Source organism: Paenibacillus sp. FSL R5-0519, assembly GCF_037974275.1.
GTDB lineage: Bacteria > Bacillota > Bacilli > Paenibacillales > Paenibacillaceae > Paenibacillus.
Genome location: NZ_CP150234.1, coordinates 1,383,701 through 1,400,662, shown reverse-complemented (window position 1 = coordinate 1,400,662; position 16,962 = coordinate 1,383,701). Strand labels below are relative to the sequence as shown.

The window sequence follows — 16,962 nt, the reverse complement described above, 5'->3', positions numbered from 1 at the left end:
TTCAGTGGATTGTACAGCGTTGCTTACAGAGCTTTTATTGACTTTTCTACTTGAATTTAAACCTTAATAGCAACAAAGACCATCCTGTTATGCGGCCTATAATTAAAGAAAGTGATTTGAGAAGACGTGAGCAACGGACCTGATTCTAAAACCCTTTTCCCCAACTAAACAACTATCCTGCTCAATGTTTATAATGACTAAGCAAAAAGGAACTATGAGCAAACTAACTGATGATCAACTTCAATTCTTTAAAAAGACGGACCCACAACTGTTTGATAAACTCGTAGAACAATCTGAAATCCCATCAAGTTAATTCCGGCTACGGATAAGAAATAAGACAGCCAGCTCCCAAGTACGGGGGCTGGCTGTCTTATTTAATTCTACTTGTTGATGGAACAGAAAGTCTTAAGAACCTCCAAGCACCTTATCTTCAATTACAGGCGCCGGTATTTCTTTAATCTCTACGGATTCTTCCGGAGCAAAACTCTGGATCTTCATCGGTATGGAATCCAGGTACTTGTACTCTTCGGTCTTGGTAGAGCTAGTTACAATTTCACCGTTTTTGTCTTTCTGATAAATCACACGTTTTGTCGGTAAACCCGTATTTACATCAATGGTTACAACTTCCTTGTGGAGGTTATCCTCCGAAACAGCTTTTTGCTCGTTACTCTTTGTAGCAGAACGGGATTGTGTGCCCGCTGCTTCCAGTACTGTCCAATCCTGACTCCGTAATTCTTCTTTTGCATTCTCCAAGAGCGAGATCTGTAGCAACTTCTCATTTTCAGCAGCTATGTTGTCCGGCATGCTCCAGGTATTCCCGACCAATTTCCCTGTCTCGAAATCTCGACCATACGAAGTGATTTTCTTACCACCATCTTCAACAATCAATTTATTATGAAGCTGGTTATCACGGTATTCCTCAGTGATTTCTGTCAAATTCACACGGTCCCGGTAGCGAACGATGTATGACCCGTCTTCAAACGATTCTTTAATGTAATCGACCTTACCCTGAGTCGCCTTCAGTGCTGCGCTTTCAACATCGCTTTGAGCACTAACTACAGATGGTTCATTCAAGTATATGTAGCCACTCACAGATGCAGCTACCAGTGGTATGGTGAGGATTGAAACCAATGTTTTTTTCTTCACAGGTAGACCCTCCTCTTATTTAGTCAGTATATATTCCTAACGCTTTATTCTGCTTTTTAGGTCCAGCCATTTACATATCCACTATCAAAATATCCTGTTGAGTTAGATCCTGCTTGGTGATCCTGCAACCTCCACTCATTTGGATACATGAAGAAGCCTTCAATTCAGCATCAAAAGATTGCATATAATAGTCAGACTGTAGCCCTTTCATTACACCAGACAAATTATTACAAGAGTTAGAATACATTGGAGTCGCTCTACTTGTTTTAAGTAGCCGATGTGTAATAATAATTAAAGATCTTCCTGTCGGGATATAGAATGATACGATCGCAAATACGAATAAGACAAAATACTTACTACTTACACTGCTCAATTTTACCACAAATATTATCCGAATCCATATTTTGTTTAAAACTATCTACCATATCCAACCAAAAAATTGTTATATTTTGTAGTGAAATATTAAATAATAATATGTTCTTACGTAGATAATTCCTATAAGAAGCCCGATATGGTTTTAGTTTCATCTTTAAAGTTATGGTTCTTCAATTGAAAATCGAAAAAAAGCCGCATGATTAGCGGCTCGTCGTGAACTCTTAAATTCTCCTACGCTCACTCACTATTGGTCTGTTGATGTCAAACCGACTATTTATAACATGTACACAACGGTTACTCATGGATGTCTCACACATCCGTAATGATCGTCAGAGCTTTTTATGATTATCCATAAAGCAAAAAGGTCCATAGACAATCTATGGGCCTTTTGGTTTGGTTAACATTTCTGGCTTAAGCTAATATCTAGTAGTGACTGTGTCTCATCTTCCAACATGGAGGAAGCTATCATCATGAAGTCTTCAGCCCCAATCTCAAAGTGACCTTTACGAAATGGAAACCCCCAATTGCGATTCCCGCGTGTAAAAGTGAGATGGTCTAACAACGTTGCAATCTTTACATCTCGACACGGAAGATAACGGAGATCTCGGCGAAAGGGTACAAATGATTCCGACATGTGATATTGGTAGATCCTGTCGTCGGTAAGTTGACCAATAGCGGTAAAAGCCTGAAGCGGCTTGCCTGTTGAAATGTCTGTGCGAGGAGAATAGTATATCATCCAATCACCCGCGGACATCTGTCGCAACAGCGCTGACTTGCCATGGCACAACTGCGCAAACCCTCCCTCTACGGCTACATTCACATGAGAAGCAGATACAACACCAATCCAATATCTGCTGTCCTGATTTGGTTTCATGGATACATCTCATTCCCTTCTCTCGTTTACATTTCCAGATTCGATTTCAATCGGTCTAATTGCAAAAAATGATGTCTGTAGTGCATCTCTATCAACAAAAACCACTCCTGAGCGTTTAGAGCGCCAAGCCTTGGATGACGTATTTTGTTGTTTACGGACGCTTGGTGTAGAACAAATGCCGTGCTTCTCATCCGTTCCACGACCATGTGAAGCCCATCGATCAAAGACTCCATGCTCTCGGGTGGTTGCGGGGTGTACTGCGGGGAAGCAGGAACCTTAATTGGTACGGGAGGGAATTGTCCTAATTCAAACACTTGCCTACCCAGTTCTGTTTTTTCCTCCCCCAAGTTTAAAGTCGAATCCTTGCTGCTCAAACACTGCTCAATATTATGCAGATGCATAAAAAGCGCTGATTGAATCAAATGTACATACATATGTCCAATGGACCATTCCTCTTCACTTTGTTTTTTAAGTAAGCTAGACATATCCAAATTTTTCAGTTCTGCCAAATATCGTTCTACTGCCGTTTCAAATGATTTCAATACTTCCGTTGTACTTCTCATCCTTCAACCAACTCCAATTCCTCTTGATCTGTGATATATCAAAGTATAAAAAAACACTACTGACAGGTGTATGTCAGTAGTGTTTTAAGATGTTTTTGGCGACTTCCTGCATTCGAAAGCGTAAAGATTCCGGCTCCAAGACCTCGATATCTCCACCCCAGCCAAGCAAAAAATGCAATATTTCCTCCGGGTAGCGGATACGAAAATGAAAAATCACACCTTCCTCTTGCTCCTCAAATGCATCCATATAAAAATGAAGGGCCTCCATAATTTTGTCAGCAATTTCAGGTTTTGCCCTGATTAATATGTGTTCGTTACGGTCGTCAGGAGGTCGATAACTGTTCAGATCAAAATCTGGCGGTAAATGGAAGTGTTCCTCCAGCTCTGAAAGTTCAGTCATGCGTGACAAACGGAAATGACGGATGTCTTGTCTTAGATCACAACGTGCAATCAATACCCAATTCTCCTGGACAAGCGAGAGTCCATAGGGGGAAACCTCACGCATGTTATACCGAGTGCCATCCGCTCCCGGCATTTTCTTCAGGTACATAAAGCTAATCTTCCGTTGCTCCAAAATGGCATTACGAATCTGGTTAAGGTATGTCTTCACCCTCACTCGGGTTAAGGGTTCAAGCGTATGAAGCGTTCGCATCGTTTCCCGGACACGTGTGGACTCGTTACGAACGGATTCAGGTAAGATGGCTTCAATTTTCCGTTGAGCCGATTTAGCCTGTATCGCGTATTCCGTATCCAATCTCTGTTCAATAAAATCAGCTCCCATAAGCAGGGATACCGCTTCTTCTGCGCTGAAGCTTACCGGGGGCAGAAAATATCCTTCCATCAAGGAATACCCATGACCCGGGGCTCCCATGATCGGAACGCCAGCTTCACTTAATGCTTGGATATCTCGATATATCGTACGTACACTTGTCTCGAATTGAGCCGCTAAATCTTCTGCTCTTAACATCTTTCTTCGCTGTAATTCAAGCGTAATCGCAAGCTGCCGCTCCGTTTTGTTCATTTTCCAGCCCCCAACGTTCCTTCATCCAAACCTAACTTATTCTATCACAATAACTTATCTTCTTGGCTTCTGCTGAGAACTGGCAGAATTAAAGATAGCGGAAATACAAAATTACAAAGTTGTGTCCCTACTCAATATCAAGCCTGTACTTCAACATAAATTTTTTTCACCCAAATATATTGATTAGTGTGCAATTTATGGAGAAAGGTGTGAGAAAGGTGGCTTTTATTGAAAGGTATGTGATCAATGATACCGGGGCTATAACTTTTACAGGAAATACGCTGGGGCTAAGCCGGTCCAATACGGTGGGTGTTCCCGGTACGGTGGACAGTATTGGAGGGTACATCATCACGGATACCAACGTGCAGTTCGGCTCCTATCCACCTGGAACCACCAACGTATTTCAGAACAACAGCTCAGCTGCTGTTCTCAATCTGCCTGTGGGAAGTACTGTTCTCTATGCGGAACTAATCTGGGGTGGAACATTCATTGATAATCAGGAGAACAATTCGGCTTTTATTAACAAAGATGTCATTCTGACCACACCCGTCGGTGTAACCACCGTCTCTCCCGATCCAGCCACAGCTAGAGAAGTTCTACTTTCAACGGCATCTGGATTTCCAAGAACCTTCGCTTACGTAAGATCATCGGACGTAACGGATTTAATTCGAGCTAGTGGGGCAGGTACATATGTGACAGGTGGCGTAGTCGGGACGTTGTCCATTCCTGATCCGACGTCGAATCATGCAGGCTGGACACTTGGCGTGGTTTACCGCAATCCAGCCTTGCCCCTGCGGAACCTTTCGATTCGGGTAGGTGCCGAGGTCATTCTTTCGACATCAGGTCCGGTTACTACACCGATTGAGGGCTTTGCAACACCATTTTCTGGCCCTCTGGCTGGCAGAGCCTTACTCGGAGCTCAAGAGGGAGATGCGAACAAAACGGGAGATCAGGCTTTGTTTGGTCCCACCGTCTCCAATCTAAGGGCATTATCCGGTCCGAACAATTTCGCAACGAATTTCTTCGCCTCCCAGATTAACGGAGATACCGGGGCGTTGGACACCACAGGCACCTTCGGCAACCGGAATCAGATCAACGGGACGCCTGGGACGAATATTGTGGGCGGACGACAAGGATGGGACATTACTAACGTGGATGTCAGTACTACACTTGTAAACACCCAAACCTCTGCTTTACTGCGTTTAACAACTTCGGGCGACGGATACTTGGTTGATTCCTTTGCCCTGCAGATCAATATTAATACCCCTGTGATTACTGCCACGAAGACCGCGAGTGAACAGAATGCAATTGTCGGAGATACGATTACGTATTCGGTGCTTGTGGAAAATACTTCCGTTTCGGACGCTACGGATGTGGTGGTGTTCGACAACATTCCTGCGGGAAGCTCCTTTATACCCGACACAGTTACCATTGATGGGGTATCACAGCCGGGAACGGAGCCCCTAACCGGAATTTTTGTCGGCTCACTTCCGGCCGGCAGCTCGGTTATCGTTACATTTCAGGTGCAGGTAACCTCATTGCCTACACCACCTCGTCTGTTTGACCAAGCGAAAGTCGGTTATACAGCACCTACCGTTCCGGATGGCCCCATCATCTCCAATGAGGCTCCGTCCAATGCGGTCACTGTCCCTGTCTTTCAACCGGACATCACGATTGAGAAAAGCGCAGACACAGCCAATGCTCTAGTTGGCAGCACGGTGACATATACACTGTTCGTAACAAATGTCGGAAATATTGATGCAATCAGCACCGTAACGGACCCGATTCCGGAAGGTTCCATCTTTGTACCAGGGAGCGTTACGGTTAATGGCACTGTACAGCCGACAGATGATCCCGTTTCTGGTATCAACGTTGGAAATGTAGCCATTGGTGATACGGTAACTGTCACATTCCAGGTACTGGTGTCTGGGCTGTTTCGGGGATTTGACTTAACGAATCAGGGGACTGTCAACTATACCTCCCAACTGCCTGATGGGCGTGTGATCACAGACACATCTGTTTCCAACATCGTAACCGTGACCGTATCCACTCCGCTGGTCAGTGTCACCAAAACAGCCAGTGGCATTGATGCTGTTATAGGAGATACACTAACCTACACCGTAGTTATCACCAATTCAGATACTGATCCGATTGACAATGTTGTATTTGCAGATGCCATTCCAATCGGATCGGCATTTATTCCCGGCAGTGTAACCATTGATGGAATCGTTCAGCCCACAGCAGATCCGACCACAGGGGTAAGCCTTGGAACGATTGGACCCGGTGTGTCTATCACCGTCACATTCAGCACTAACGTTATTTTCTTACCTGATCCGCCCGAGCTGGCTGATCAGGCACAGGTTACGTTTACGAGCGGCCCGTTCGAGCAAGCATCTTTCTCTGATCCTTTAATCATACCCGTATATCATCCGATCATTACAACAACCAAAAACTCCGATCCTGCCTTTGCAGTCGTTGGTCAAACGTTAACATTCCAGTTCAATGTCACGAATTCCGGCAATATCGCCGCAGACGCGACACTGACGGATATAATCCCGCCAGATGCCGCCTTTGTACCGGGGACCGTGATATCCAATGGCATTCCATTGCCTGCTGCAGATCCGAATGTAGGTATTCCTTTAGGAACGCTGGCTCCGGGGGAATCCCTGTTTGTTACATTTCAGATTATCGTGAATACCCTGCCTGCCAATCAGCAACTAGTGAATCAGGCAACGACGGACTATACATTTAATCCACCAGATGGGCGTGTCATTCCGGGAAGCTCCCCTTCCAATGAAATCAACATACCAATATCGTCTCCAGACCCGATTGTAACCAAAAGCGCTGATGTGATTGATGCTGTGGACGGAGATGTGATCACTTACACCATCGTTATCGATAATATTGAAAGCTTCACGGTTAATGACATCATCTTTACCGACTCGATCTCGGCCGGCTCCGAGCTTGTTCCAGATAGTGTAACCTTGAATGGGACGGTCATTCCGGGAGCCGATCCTTCTGCTGGTATTAATGTCGGCAGCATTCCTGGCAATAGTCAGGTTGTTGTGACCTTCCAGGTCAGCGTTACCGATCTGCCTGTGCCTCTGCCCAATCCTTTTTACTTGACAGACCAGGCAACCATCCAATTTATTGTCGGAACAACCACTATAGAGAACTTGTCCAATATAGTGACCATCCCCGTATATAGTCCAATTATAAATATCGAGAAATCCGCTTCCGAATCAATTGCGGTTGTGGGAGACACCATTACGTACTCTCTACTCATCACCAATACGGGGAATCTGAATGCAGATGTCATATTGTTTGACCCACTCCCGCCGGGAGAGACGTTTGTGCAGAACAGTATATTCATTAATGGGAATCGATGGAGCGGGACCAATCCAGTGACAGGCGTTATTCTGGGCACGATATCTCGTGAATTCCCTGTAAATGTCACATTTCAGGCTGTAGTCACTTCGCTTCCTGATCCGCCTGTACTGAACAATCAAACCAGAGCTGACTATATTGCCATTCTGCCAGATGGTCGCATTCTCAGTGACAGCGTATTATCCAATATCGTCTCCATCCCGGTTACGGCTGAGAATATTATATCCGTATTGAAATCAACACCTGCCCAGCATGTTCAGATAGGGGAAACAATCACTTATACGATTTTGATCGAAAATAATGTATCGACGCCCATTACCGATATTTTGCTTACGGATCCGATCCCGCTCGGTACCACATTTGTTCCAGGAAGTGTTACTGTAGATGGCACCGTTACCCCTGGCGCCAATCCGTCTACAGGCATAACGATCAGTTCGATCCTACAAAATGATTCAGTAGCCGTCACTTTTCAAGTCCTAGTTAATGATAGTGTTATTAACGAGCCTATGCCTGTCCTTGTAACCAATCAGGCGCAAGTCCGATTCACCACAGGAGATTTCACAGATAACGTGGAGTCCAATGCAGTGACAACACCTGTAGATCTCCCGATCATCACCATAGTCAAAGCGGCAAGCACTCAAAATGTACAGATTGGAGATACGGTTCAGTACCTGTTTACTGTCCGTAATTCAGGTCCAGTTCCAGCCCAGGTGACCTTGTTCGATATATTGTCAGCCAATACGACCTTTGTGCAGGGAAGTGTCGTATCCAATGGCAACCCTTTACCCTCAGCCAACCCTGTTACTGGCATTCCATTGGGAACGATTGCTCCGGGGCAGCAAATGGAAGTCGCATTCTCGGTGACCCTTACCTCCATACCTCCAAGTTTGGAGATTATAAATCAAGCGACTGCAAGCTTTACTTTCCTTACCGCAGACGGACGAACACTAACGGACAACTCACAATCGAATTCCATTATCCTTTATGTAAACAATCCCAATGTATCTATTAACAAAACGGCGAACAGACCTGATGCCTTACCTGGTGATGTCATTACTTATAGCATCCTTATACGCAATAATAACCGATCACTCATAAGTTCGGTTGTATTAACCGATCCTGTTCCTCAAGGAACATCATCGGTAACGGGCAGTGTAGTCGTTAACGGAGTAGCGGCACCGTTGGGAAACCCTGCGGCCGGAATCAATCTCGGCATTATTCCGCCAGGAGGCACCACCGTGTTGTCCTTCCAAGTCAGCGTAAACGCAAACACTACGCTTTCACTAATTACAAATCAGGCGAACCTTCGCTATACGTTGGGACAGACGATTTTTACACTCCAATCCAATCCCGTCAACGTACTCGTAACCTCCACTTCGCCAACACAGATTACCCTTCAAAAAACAGCGGATAAAACTTCAGTTGTTGTGGGCGACACCATCACATACCAGATCGTCGTTACCAATACGGGAAATACAATCGTTCAGGTTACGATCACCGACCCAATTCCGACTGGAACCCGATTCGTTGAGGGTAGTGTAAGATTGGACGGACAACTGGTTGCTGGAGCTCATCCAGCCGCGGGCATTTTCATTGCATCCCTTCAGCCGGCGCATAGCGCAAGTATTACGTTTGAGGTTATCGTCATTAACCAGCCCGTAAACGGAAGTATCGTTAATCAATTCACAGCTACATTTCAAGCTCAGGGTCAAGCAACAGTTGGGTCACTCCAATCCGAAACTGTGGTTATTCCGAGTCGTTTGCCACAGCTCACCATTGTCAAAAGTGCAAACAAATCTGAGGTTGAAGTCCATTCCCATCTCCGTTACAAAATTTTGATTCATAACGCAAGCTCATTGCCAGCGATAGATGTCATTCTGAAAGATGTACTCCAAGCGGAGTCCACCTTTATTGCTGGCAGCGTAGTGGTTAACGGACAGCTCCTACCCGATGGAGACGTTGTGAAGGGACTTCCATTGGGGACAATCGCCCCAGGAGGGACGGTAGACATTCAATTTAATGTGCTGGTGCACAGCATACCTGAACACTGTCGATTGCTTAATCAGGCGTTATTACATTTTAACATTGCACTGCCCGATGGCAGTCTGCTTCCTTCTTTCCTAGCCTCCAACAAAACCGATGTGGAGATTATAGAACAGGAAGAATAAGCTGCGCTGGGAACAGACTTTTCATAACCTGCCACATGCAAAATAAACAAAGGCCATCCTTGTCAGGATGACCTTCGTTTATTTTCATTAAATACTTTGCATTTACACGTGAAGCGCCAAAAGCAGTTTGTAGATCATCGTCACAGCTTCCGCTCGAGTCGTTTCCAGTGCTTCCTGCTGCATCCGTCCTGCCACCGATAAACACTCAGCTCTGACGAGCTCTATTATAATGATAGAGAAGGTTTGGTGCCATTCGGCAGTTCTGCCTAATCCACTTACAAGCTCAACACCGCTTTATCAATCAGGAGACATAGTTAACGTAACCACACTCTCCCAAGGCGTTTTTATAATATCATTTTGCCTCGTGTCTACTTTCAATCCATTCGACCAAGAACCCCATGCACTTCCATTACTAAATACTGGATCCGAAGTTAAAGGAACATCTACATACATCGCATAACTACCTATAATCTTCTTGTCTTTGGGAGCAGTAATGAGCTGTACAACACGATCCTTACGAAGCTTCAAATCATTCGGTACATTGGCTTGCACGATCTCATATTGAATATAGGTACGCATATACAATACCCCATTACGATATGTCACCATACTTGGTTCAGGCCGAGCATCTCCCTGAATAATCACTTTTTTGTTCTTTATCCATTTCACATACGCTTCCATCTGAAGCTGTCTGGCTGTCTTATTACCCATCTTACTGGTAGAACCACCCACATGGCTTTCTATTGCTTCTGCCCAATCCATATTGATGGTACGGTAATCTGTATTCAACAAGAGTTCATAGTACTTTGAAATATGATTGGCGTATCGGCCAAAGTCCTCACTAGTTAACGCAATGGGAAGCCCCACAGCTTTTGACCGATAGAGCTGCGCTGCATTCAAAGATAAGCTTTTGGGTAATTTCGCTTTAGGAAATTCTTTCTCATAATACGAATTAGGGATACCCGCGAGAATATATGGATATTTGGACGCATTAACAGGTAGAGCTTTCGTTCGAATCAGTTTCCCGTAGTCATCCAGATTATCCTTTTGTGCAAAATCAGCAGTATATATCCCATATGATTTATCGAATGAGTAGTAATTCGACGTTAGGTTAAATGCTTCAGAGAGCACCTTTAGCGGGACATAGACTTCCCCATTTCGGAACTGCGCTGAGGTATTTGAAGAAAGGTCCGTTCCCTTGCCATCGACCATACTGCTTTTGGTTACAGATAACGAATGGATAGAATCGTTCACGTTTAATTTGCCGTTGGATATGGAAGCAGACCATTTTGCTTGTTTGGCAAAGGCTAGAGCCGGGAACAAAACTTCCTGTTTTACCGTTAGATAAGGTTTATTCGATGTGAAATAGAGATTTTTACCATTTAAATTCAAATGAACACTTTGCTCCCAAGCATGGAGTGTAGGCCACTCGAATGGTACCTGGACAGGGATTGGTGAATTCTTCTTTTTATTAGGCAGTTCCATGCCAAGGCCACCATCATGATTAAATCCCCATGCCCATACACTCAGATCCTTTTTTTGAACGACCATGTGTCCACTGTCTGCATCACTTAACAAACGTACATTCTTGAGAATAATCTTGGGAATGGTGACTTGATTGGCTGTGCCATCTCCTACAGTACCTGTACGATTGTCCCCCCAACCATATAGGTTTCCAGCTTCATCCAAAGCAAACCGCGCATCAGATGAATTCGAGATGTCCACAATTTTGGGGAGCTGCTGTATTTGTACAGCAGAGTCCCCGCTCTTGGCCCATACCGTGCCATCTTCTCTAAGGAACACAGATCCATACTGATCTACCTTTTTGACATCCGTTATTGTTATGTATTGTCTTGCTACAGAAGTTCCAGGCATAACATGCCACACCGTACCGTCTTGTCGAATGAAATACGACCCGAAGATATCTTTAACCTGATCTAATCCAGGCACAAGCGTGGGTAACGATGGTTCAGAATATGAGTTTTTCCAGGCCAGAACCTGCCCGTCTTTTCGCAGTGCATAGATAAAATCTTGAGTAGCCTCCACTTGAACAATCTTTTCATTTTCACTGAAGTGAGTCTTATCTCCTGAGTACACCTTGGTATACTCTGCCAGTTCACCGACTCCCCTTCCTTTCCATACCGTTCCATCCTGGGTTACGACAATAGCCACTCCGTACACTACAGAAACATCAACAATTTCATTAATTCCTTGTAATACGGATTGTGTATAATTCATCTTGTTGCCTTCGTCACTACCAAAGCCACCCCATGAGATCAAAATCCCTTCTTCCGTTAGTACCTGTGTACCTGAGTAAGAAGTGATTTTTTGGAGTTTTGGAACTTCATTAGCAGAAGTTGCTGCATTGGTGAATGATGGTGCTGTTGTGAGAACAATTAGAACTAAGACTAACCATACCTTGAAAAACTTCTTCATAATATCCTCCCTATATGTACTAAAATACGAATAATGTCAGTCTAGCAGTCCTGGGTAATTTTTACTATCCACAAATTTCTGTTACTCCTACAAAAGCAACAAAAAAGCCATTCAGCATACAAATGAATGGCTTCTGTTTGCTTTACGATCGCCTTCTTGAAGGTGGAGAGGGGATCCATGCTGTTTGGGGCCAAATGTCACGTGATCATAGATGGATTTGGGAAAAGATTTGGTTGCTGGAAGACCATGCCGATCTTCTTACCAAAGGTCTCCATATGAACTTCACCACTGTAGATATCGGTTCCTCCTACGGCAACTTTACCCTCAATCCGTGTGCCGGGTATCCGGTCATTCATGCCGTGCCTGTTGTCTAATATGCTGCATGTATCATCCATATGAGAGCTTGTCTGCCTCATCCCCCCAAAGTTCCACGTTCATAGTAAAAATAACCTATTACATTTGTAATTATAGGTGCGATTGCAAACGTAAATCCTGGAATTTTTAGCGCATTGTCAATGTTTTCATATAAACAAAAAACGTGGGCTGGAAGGCTTTCTCCAAGACACGTTTTTTGGGAATTTCAGATCATCATGCATACGTTGAATCATTGCAGCTACTCCTTAACACTTCAAGCTTTAATCTGCTCATATAATCGTGTGGTCACTGAAGAAGGACGAATATGCAACTCACTTAAACGTTCTTCAAGATCGCGATAGATACGTAAGACATGGTCATGATTGCCCATGGACAAATATGCTTGCATGGCACAACGATACGCTTCTTCTTCATAAGGGGAATGCCGCATGGCACGTTCCGCTGCTTCTGCTGCCTTCTTGTCGTTATGCAGTTCCAGGTACTTCTCGGACAGCTTCAGCATCAGTTCCAATGCACCGCGCTCGATCTTCTGGCTAAGTTCAGACATCCAGAAATAATCTTCCTGCGGAAGCAGTTCATCCTGATACATATGTAAAGTCCGCTCCATTTGAGCCAGTGGAACATCCTCCTCGCGCTGCATTCGAAGCACAAGTTCCAGTACATCATATACATCAGCACGGATTCGCTTTTTGTCCAGCATGTAATGTTCATTCCTGTAGCTGACCATCTGCTCCATGCCCAACTTCTTCAGGTTTTTCCTCAGCAGACTCACACAGGTATGCATATAGATTTTGGCCTTTTCGTAACGCTCATCAGGCCACAGATGGTCAATAATGCGATCCCGGTGAACAACACCGGTGATCGGGTCATGCAATAGCAAATATGCAAACAGTTCCTTCTCCTTCGCTGTACGCCACATGACCATTTCACCATTCGTAGGCGTGACACGAAAATTCCCCAACATTTGTACAAATAATTGATTTGACCCATTGCTGTTCCCCGAAGATTGCCGTGCTGGTTTCGCTTCAGTTGACTTAACCGCATTTCCCTTATCCTTCAGTAGTCTGTCAATGGTTTTGGACAATCGGCCCATCTCAATCGGTTTGAGCAGGTAATCCAGAGCCTCATGTTCAAAAGCAGAGACAGCATAATGATCATAAGCCGTTGTAAATACAATGACGGCATCCGGTTCGACCTCATGGATATTCGCTGCAAGCTCCAATCCGCTCATGCCCGGCATCTCAATATCGAGGAACCAGATATCCGGTCGTGTATGCTGAAGTGCCTCCAGTGCCTCGAATCCATTCACCGAACGCCCAGCAATGGCGACTTCTCCCGTTCGAGTCAGAAACATCTCCAGCATATTCAGCGCATGCGGCTCATCGTCCACCAAATAGGCCTGCAACACGGTCTCTCCCCCTCTGTATTATTGATATGGAAATTTAATGGTAACCTTGGTGCCCAGACCTTGTTCACTCTGAATCACAGGTGCTTGTCCGTTCATATGTTTCAATCGTCTCTGTACATTTTGCAGGCCAATACCTTGTTCTGTATGACTTCTATTCATAATAAAGGCAACCTGCTTACCCGACATGCCCACACCATCATCCTCAACCACCACTTGAACGCTATCCTCGTATCTTCGAATGATCAAGCGAACGGTTCCGCCGTCAATCTTCTTGGATACGCCATGACGAATGGCGTTTTCTACCAGCGGTTCAATCAGGAGCGGCATGACTTTACAGGAATATAACGAGCTGTCCACGTCCAGTTTAACCTGAAGCCGTGAACCGAATCGCTCCTGCTCTATCTCCACATAGGCTCGAATTAACTCCATCTCTTTACTAAGCGGAATCAGCTCCTCCGTGTTATCCAGATGGAAGAGTATACGCAAATAACGACTGAAGCTGCCCAGCAATTCTCCGGCTCTCGGCCCATCCGTAAAACATAACGACATAATGGTGCCTAACGCATTATACAGAAAATGCGGCTTGATCTGTGAACGCAAAAAAGCCATCTCGTTACTCGCCGCCTCTTTTACCAGTTGCTTCATGCCAAGCAAGGTATGTATCCGGACGAGAATTTCTCCAGCATCCAGTGGACGGGTAATAAAATCATTACCGCCGGCCTGAATGCATGCCTCAATATCTGCTGGTGTACTGCGCATGTTAATAAACAGAATTGGTAAATCTACCTGACTGAACTCCATCCGAACCTGCTTGCATAACTCATACCCGGTCACCTCAGGCAACATCGCGTCGACAATCACAAGATCGGGCAACTTCCCACCAGCCAGAGCAGTCCGAACCTTGACATCAGAGTCAGCGAAGCTCAGATGAAAGCCTTCTGTAGCAAGCAATGTATTCAATTGTTCCATATCCACAAGATCAGATGTCGCAATTAATACGTGGGCTGAAATCACGCTTCCCACCTTTTTCTCCTCCTTCACATCAGTCTCCTGCGTTGCGGCTATCTCGGCCATATCGGGCTTGTTGGTGCTAACTGCGTGAGGAAGCTCAATCATGATTGAGGCTGCTTCATCGTTCACCACAAGTGTCCCTCTCATTGCACTGACCATTTCCGCTGCAACAGCAACCCCCGCAGCAATCTCATCCCCTTGCTGTAGACCAGGGTCTGCATCCTGACTTTGCCGATTACTCCAATCTGTATCAGCTTCCAGACAAAGAGTAATTCGTACATGATCCAGCTGCCTTTCGCACGCCAGTACCAGCTTCCCATTATGATGTTGTCCCATCATGTGGTAGACCAGGTTATACAGCACTTGCAGCAGCCGACTCTCATCCGCCATGACATAGCGTGCTTCAGGCTCCAGTCTGCGAATCATAACAATTCCTTTGCCAGAAGCCAAAAATCCCAGCACTTCCGTAACCAGTGAAAGGCAGGATACCAGATCAACGCTTCCCATGGAGAGTTTTATGCTGCCATCCCTGAATCGTGATATATCAATCAGATCATTGACCAGATTGGACATTCGGTACGCCGTATTGCGGATAAGCTGAAGCTTGCCCTGAATTTCCAATTCATTGGTGCGTCTCAGTGACGTTGTGAGAAGGGAGCGGGACAGATGAATAATGCTATGGAGCGGCGAGTTTAACTCATGCGAAGTCAGAAGCAAGAACTCATCCTTGGCTTTGTCCGACAGTTGAAGTTGATGGGTAAGTTGCTGCATCGAATCATATGCCTGTGTGTATTGATAGATCAGCAACATGGCAAAGGCACACAAAATCACAAGCGTTGTACAGTTCAGTAGCACCTGACTGATTGGGTACCATGTAACAATAATTCCAAGCACATAGTTGATCAGCATAAGCCAGATGCAGATGATAAGCAATTGCGCCTGGGAGCGACTCCGGTTACCGTACCTTGCCCGAACATACTGATGTATAATAACCATGAATGCCAATGCATAGGCACACAGATTAATAGCGTACATACTCTCCTGAATATAGGAATAGACACGAAATGGTGCCAGCGCAATAAATGCCAGATAGACAGTCAGTACCATGCTGGGTACCTGAAGCCACCTTTTTAACACAGGCGCGAGATCGGGAGTAAGTCTCCAGGTAATCATGCTGACAATCACAGACACTCCGTATACCGACATGTATTTCAATTTATACGCCAACTCAAAAGGAATGTCCGGCAGCAACTGTAACAGCAAACGCTCCCCGTTTGTCACAACCGTCAATGCAAAACCGATAAAGAACAGCGCATACAACAGCTGATTTCCATCCCGATGCAGACGGATATACAGATACAGAAACAACAATCCAAAAATCACCACAATCCCTATAATCAATAGCTCAAGTCCGGATTGAATGATCGTTCTTGTTTCCATGTGACTTCCTAATCCCAGATCCATTGAGTTATAGATGCCACCACTGCGGAAATCAAAATTGGCTACTTGCAGCACAACTTCAATCTCTGTACGTTCAGGGTGAAAATAGATCGTATAAGGTTCATTGCGCGGGACGTACGATGTGGCAGAGGTTCCCGGCTGACCGGAACGATTCATCAACTTGCCATCTACATACATAGCATCTGCAAAACGAACATAACGTTTGGCAATGGCCAGCAGCTCACCTTGCGGCACGTTTTGCACAATCAAGCGGTAGGTTCCATAACTTTTGCCTTTCATCGGATAGCCCTGGTTGTTTCTCTCGTCGTCCCAGTTACCTGGCACTTGCATCATGACAGGTTTATTATGCGTGCTATGAATCTGCTGGGGGGAGAGTAACTGTTCCGGATAGAACTCCCACTCTCCATCCAGTGGAATGACGGATTGGCTCGTCCACTTCATACCTGTCAAGTCCAGAATACCCTGTCTGGCCACGGGCTTTTCGTGTCCACCTGAGATCTGCCATGTTACCACTAGCGCAAGCAGCAGGGTCATGAGTCCGATCCCTAACATAAATCGATCCGTTCTGATGACTGTCATCTCTCTTTCTCCAGTAACGTCTATCTTGCAACATAGCGTTATTTTCCCACTCGCACCTGAAGCTGTCCATCCTTTTTGATAACGACCATATAACGATGAAAAAAAGGCATCCGCAGATGCCTCCTGGATTTCATCTGATGCTGCTTGTCCCCAACTGA

Annotated in this window: 9 protein-coding genes and 1 pseudogene; 2 read left to right on the top strand and 8 right to left on the bottom strand. The window is 45.2% G+C overall.

Annotation, left to right across the window (positions count from 1 at the left end; translation table 11 throughout):
* Positions 1 to 405: 405 nt before the first annotated feature.
* From MKY73_RS06135 to MKY73_RS06120, 4 genes are all read right to left on the bottom strand, one after another.
* Positions 406 to 1,146, bottom strand: a complete 741-nt coding sequence (locus tag MKY73_RS06135) for a hypothetical protein (RefSeq protein ID WP_339306250.1) — start codon at positions 1,144 to 1,146, stop codon at positions 406 to 408.
* A 772-nt stretch (positions 1,147 to 1,918) separates the two neighbouring features.
* On the bottom strand, positions 1,919 to 2,395 hold the full coding sequence (locus MKY73_RS06130; protein ID WP_339306248.1) for an EVE domain-containing protein: 477 nt from the start codon (positions 2,393 to 2,395) through the stop codon (positions 1,919 to 1,921).
* A gap of 26 nt (positions 2,396 to 2,421) precedes the next feature.
* A complete protein-coding gene (locus MKY73_RS06125) occupies positions 2,422 to 2,958 on the bottom strand; it encodes a DinB family protein (protein ID WP_339306246.1) in 537 nt (178 codons plus the stop codon).
* 73 nt (positions 2,959 to 3,031) lie between these two features.
* Entirely contained in the window at positions 3,032 to 3,979 is a 948-nt protein-coding gene (locus MKY73_RS06120; protein ID WP_339306244.1) for a YafY family protein, read from the bottom strand.
* A gap of 218 nt (positions 3,980 to 4,197) precedes the next feature.
* On the opposite strand from MKY73_RS06120, the gene MKY73_RS06115 reads away from it, so the two are divergent.
* Positions 4,198 to 9,534 carry a hypothetical protein gene (locus tag MKY73_RS06115; protein ID WP_339306242.1) on the top strand — a complete coding sequence of 1,779 codons (5,337 nt, stop codon included), beginning with the start codon at positions 4,198 to 4,200 and terminating at the stop codon, positions 9,532 to 9,534.
* Positions 9,535 to 9,831: 297 nt separating this feature from the next.
* Here the strand turns inward: MKY73_RS06115 and MKY73_RS06110 are convergent, their stop codons facing one another.
* Entirely contained in the window at positions 9,832 to 11,970 is a 2,139-nt protein-coding gene (locus tag MKY73_RS06110; protein WP_339306240.1) for a hypothetical protein, read from the bottom strand.
* A gap of 174 nt (positions 11,971 to 12,144) precedes the next feature.
* Positions 12,145 to 12,224, bottom strand: a pseudogene (gene pstB, locus MKY73_RS06105) (phosphate ABC transporter ATP-binding protein); the annotation flags it as partial.
* On the opposite strand from pstB, the gene MKY73_RS06100 reads away from it, so the two are divergent.
* A complete protein-coding gene (locus MKY73_RS06100) occupies positions 12,204 to 12,344 on the top strand; it encodes a hypothetical protein (RefSeq protein ID WP_339308807.1) in 141 nt (46 codons plus the stop codon). The pseudogene pstB and the gene MKY73_RS06100 sit on opposite strands and share 21 nt — an antisense overlap.
* 254 nt (positions 12,345 to 12,598) lie before the next feature.
* Here MKY73_RS06100 and MKY73_RS06095 read toward each other — a convergent pair whose 3' ends face one another.
* Positions 12,599 to 13,753 (bottom strand): response regulator, encoded by a 1,155-nt coding sequence (locus MKY73_RS06095; protein WP_339306238.1) that lies wholly within the window; start codon positions 13,751 to 13,753, stop codon positions 12,599 to 12,601.
* A gap of 18 nt (positions 13,754 to 13,771) precedes the next feature.
* Positions 13,772 to 16,804 (bottom strand): histidine kinase, encoded by a 3,033-nt coding sequence (locus MKY73_RS06090; RefSeq protein ID WP_339306236.1) that lies wholly within the window; start codon positions 16,802 to 16,804, stop codon positions 13,772 to 13,774.
* Positions 16,805 to 16,962 lie beyond the last annotated feature (158 nt).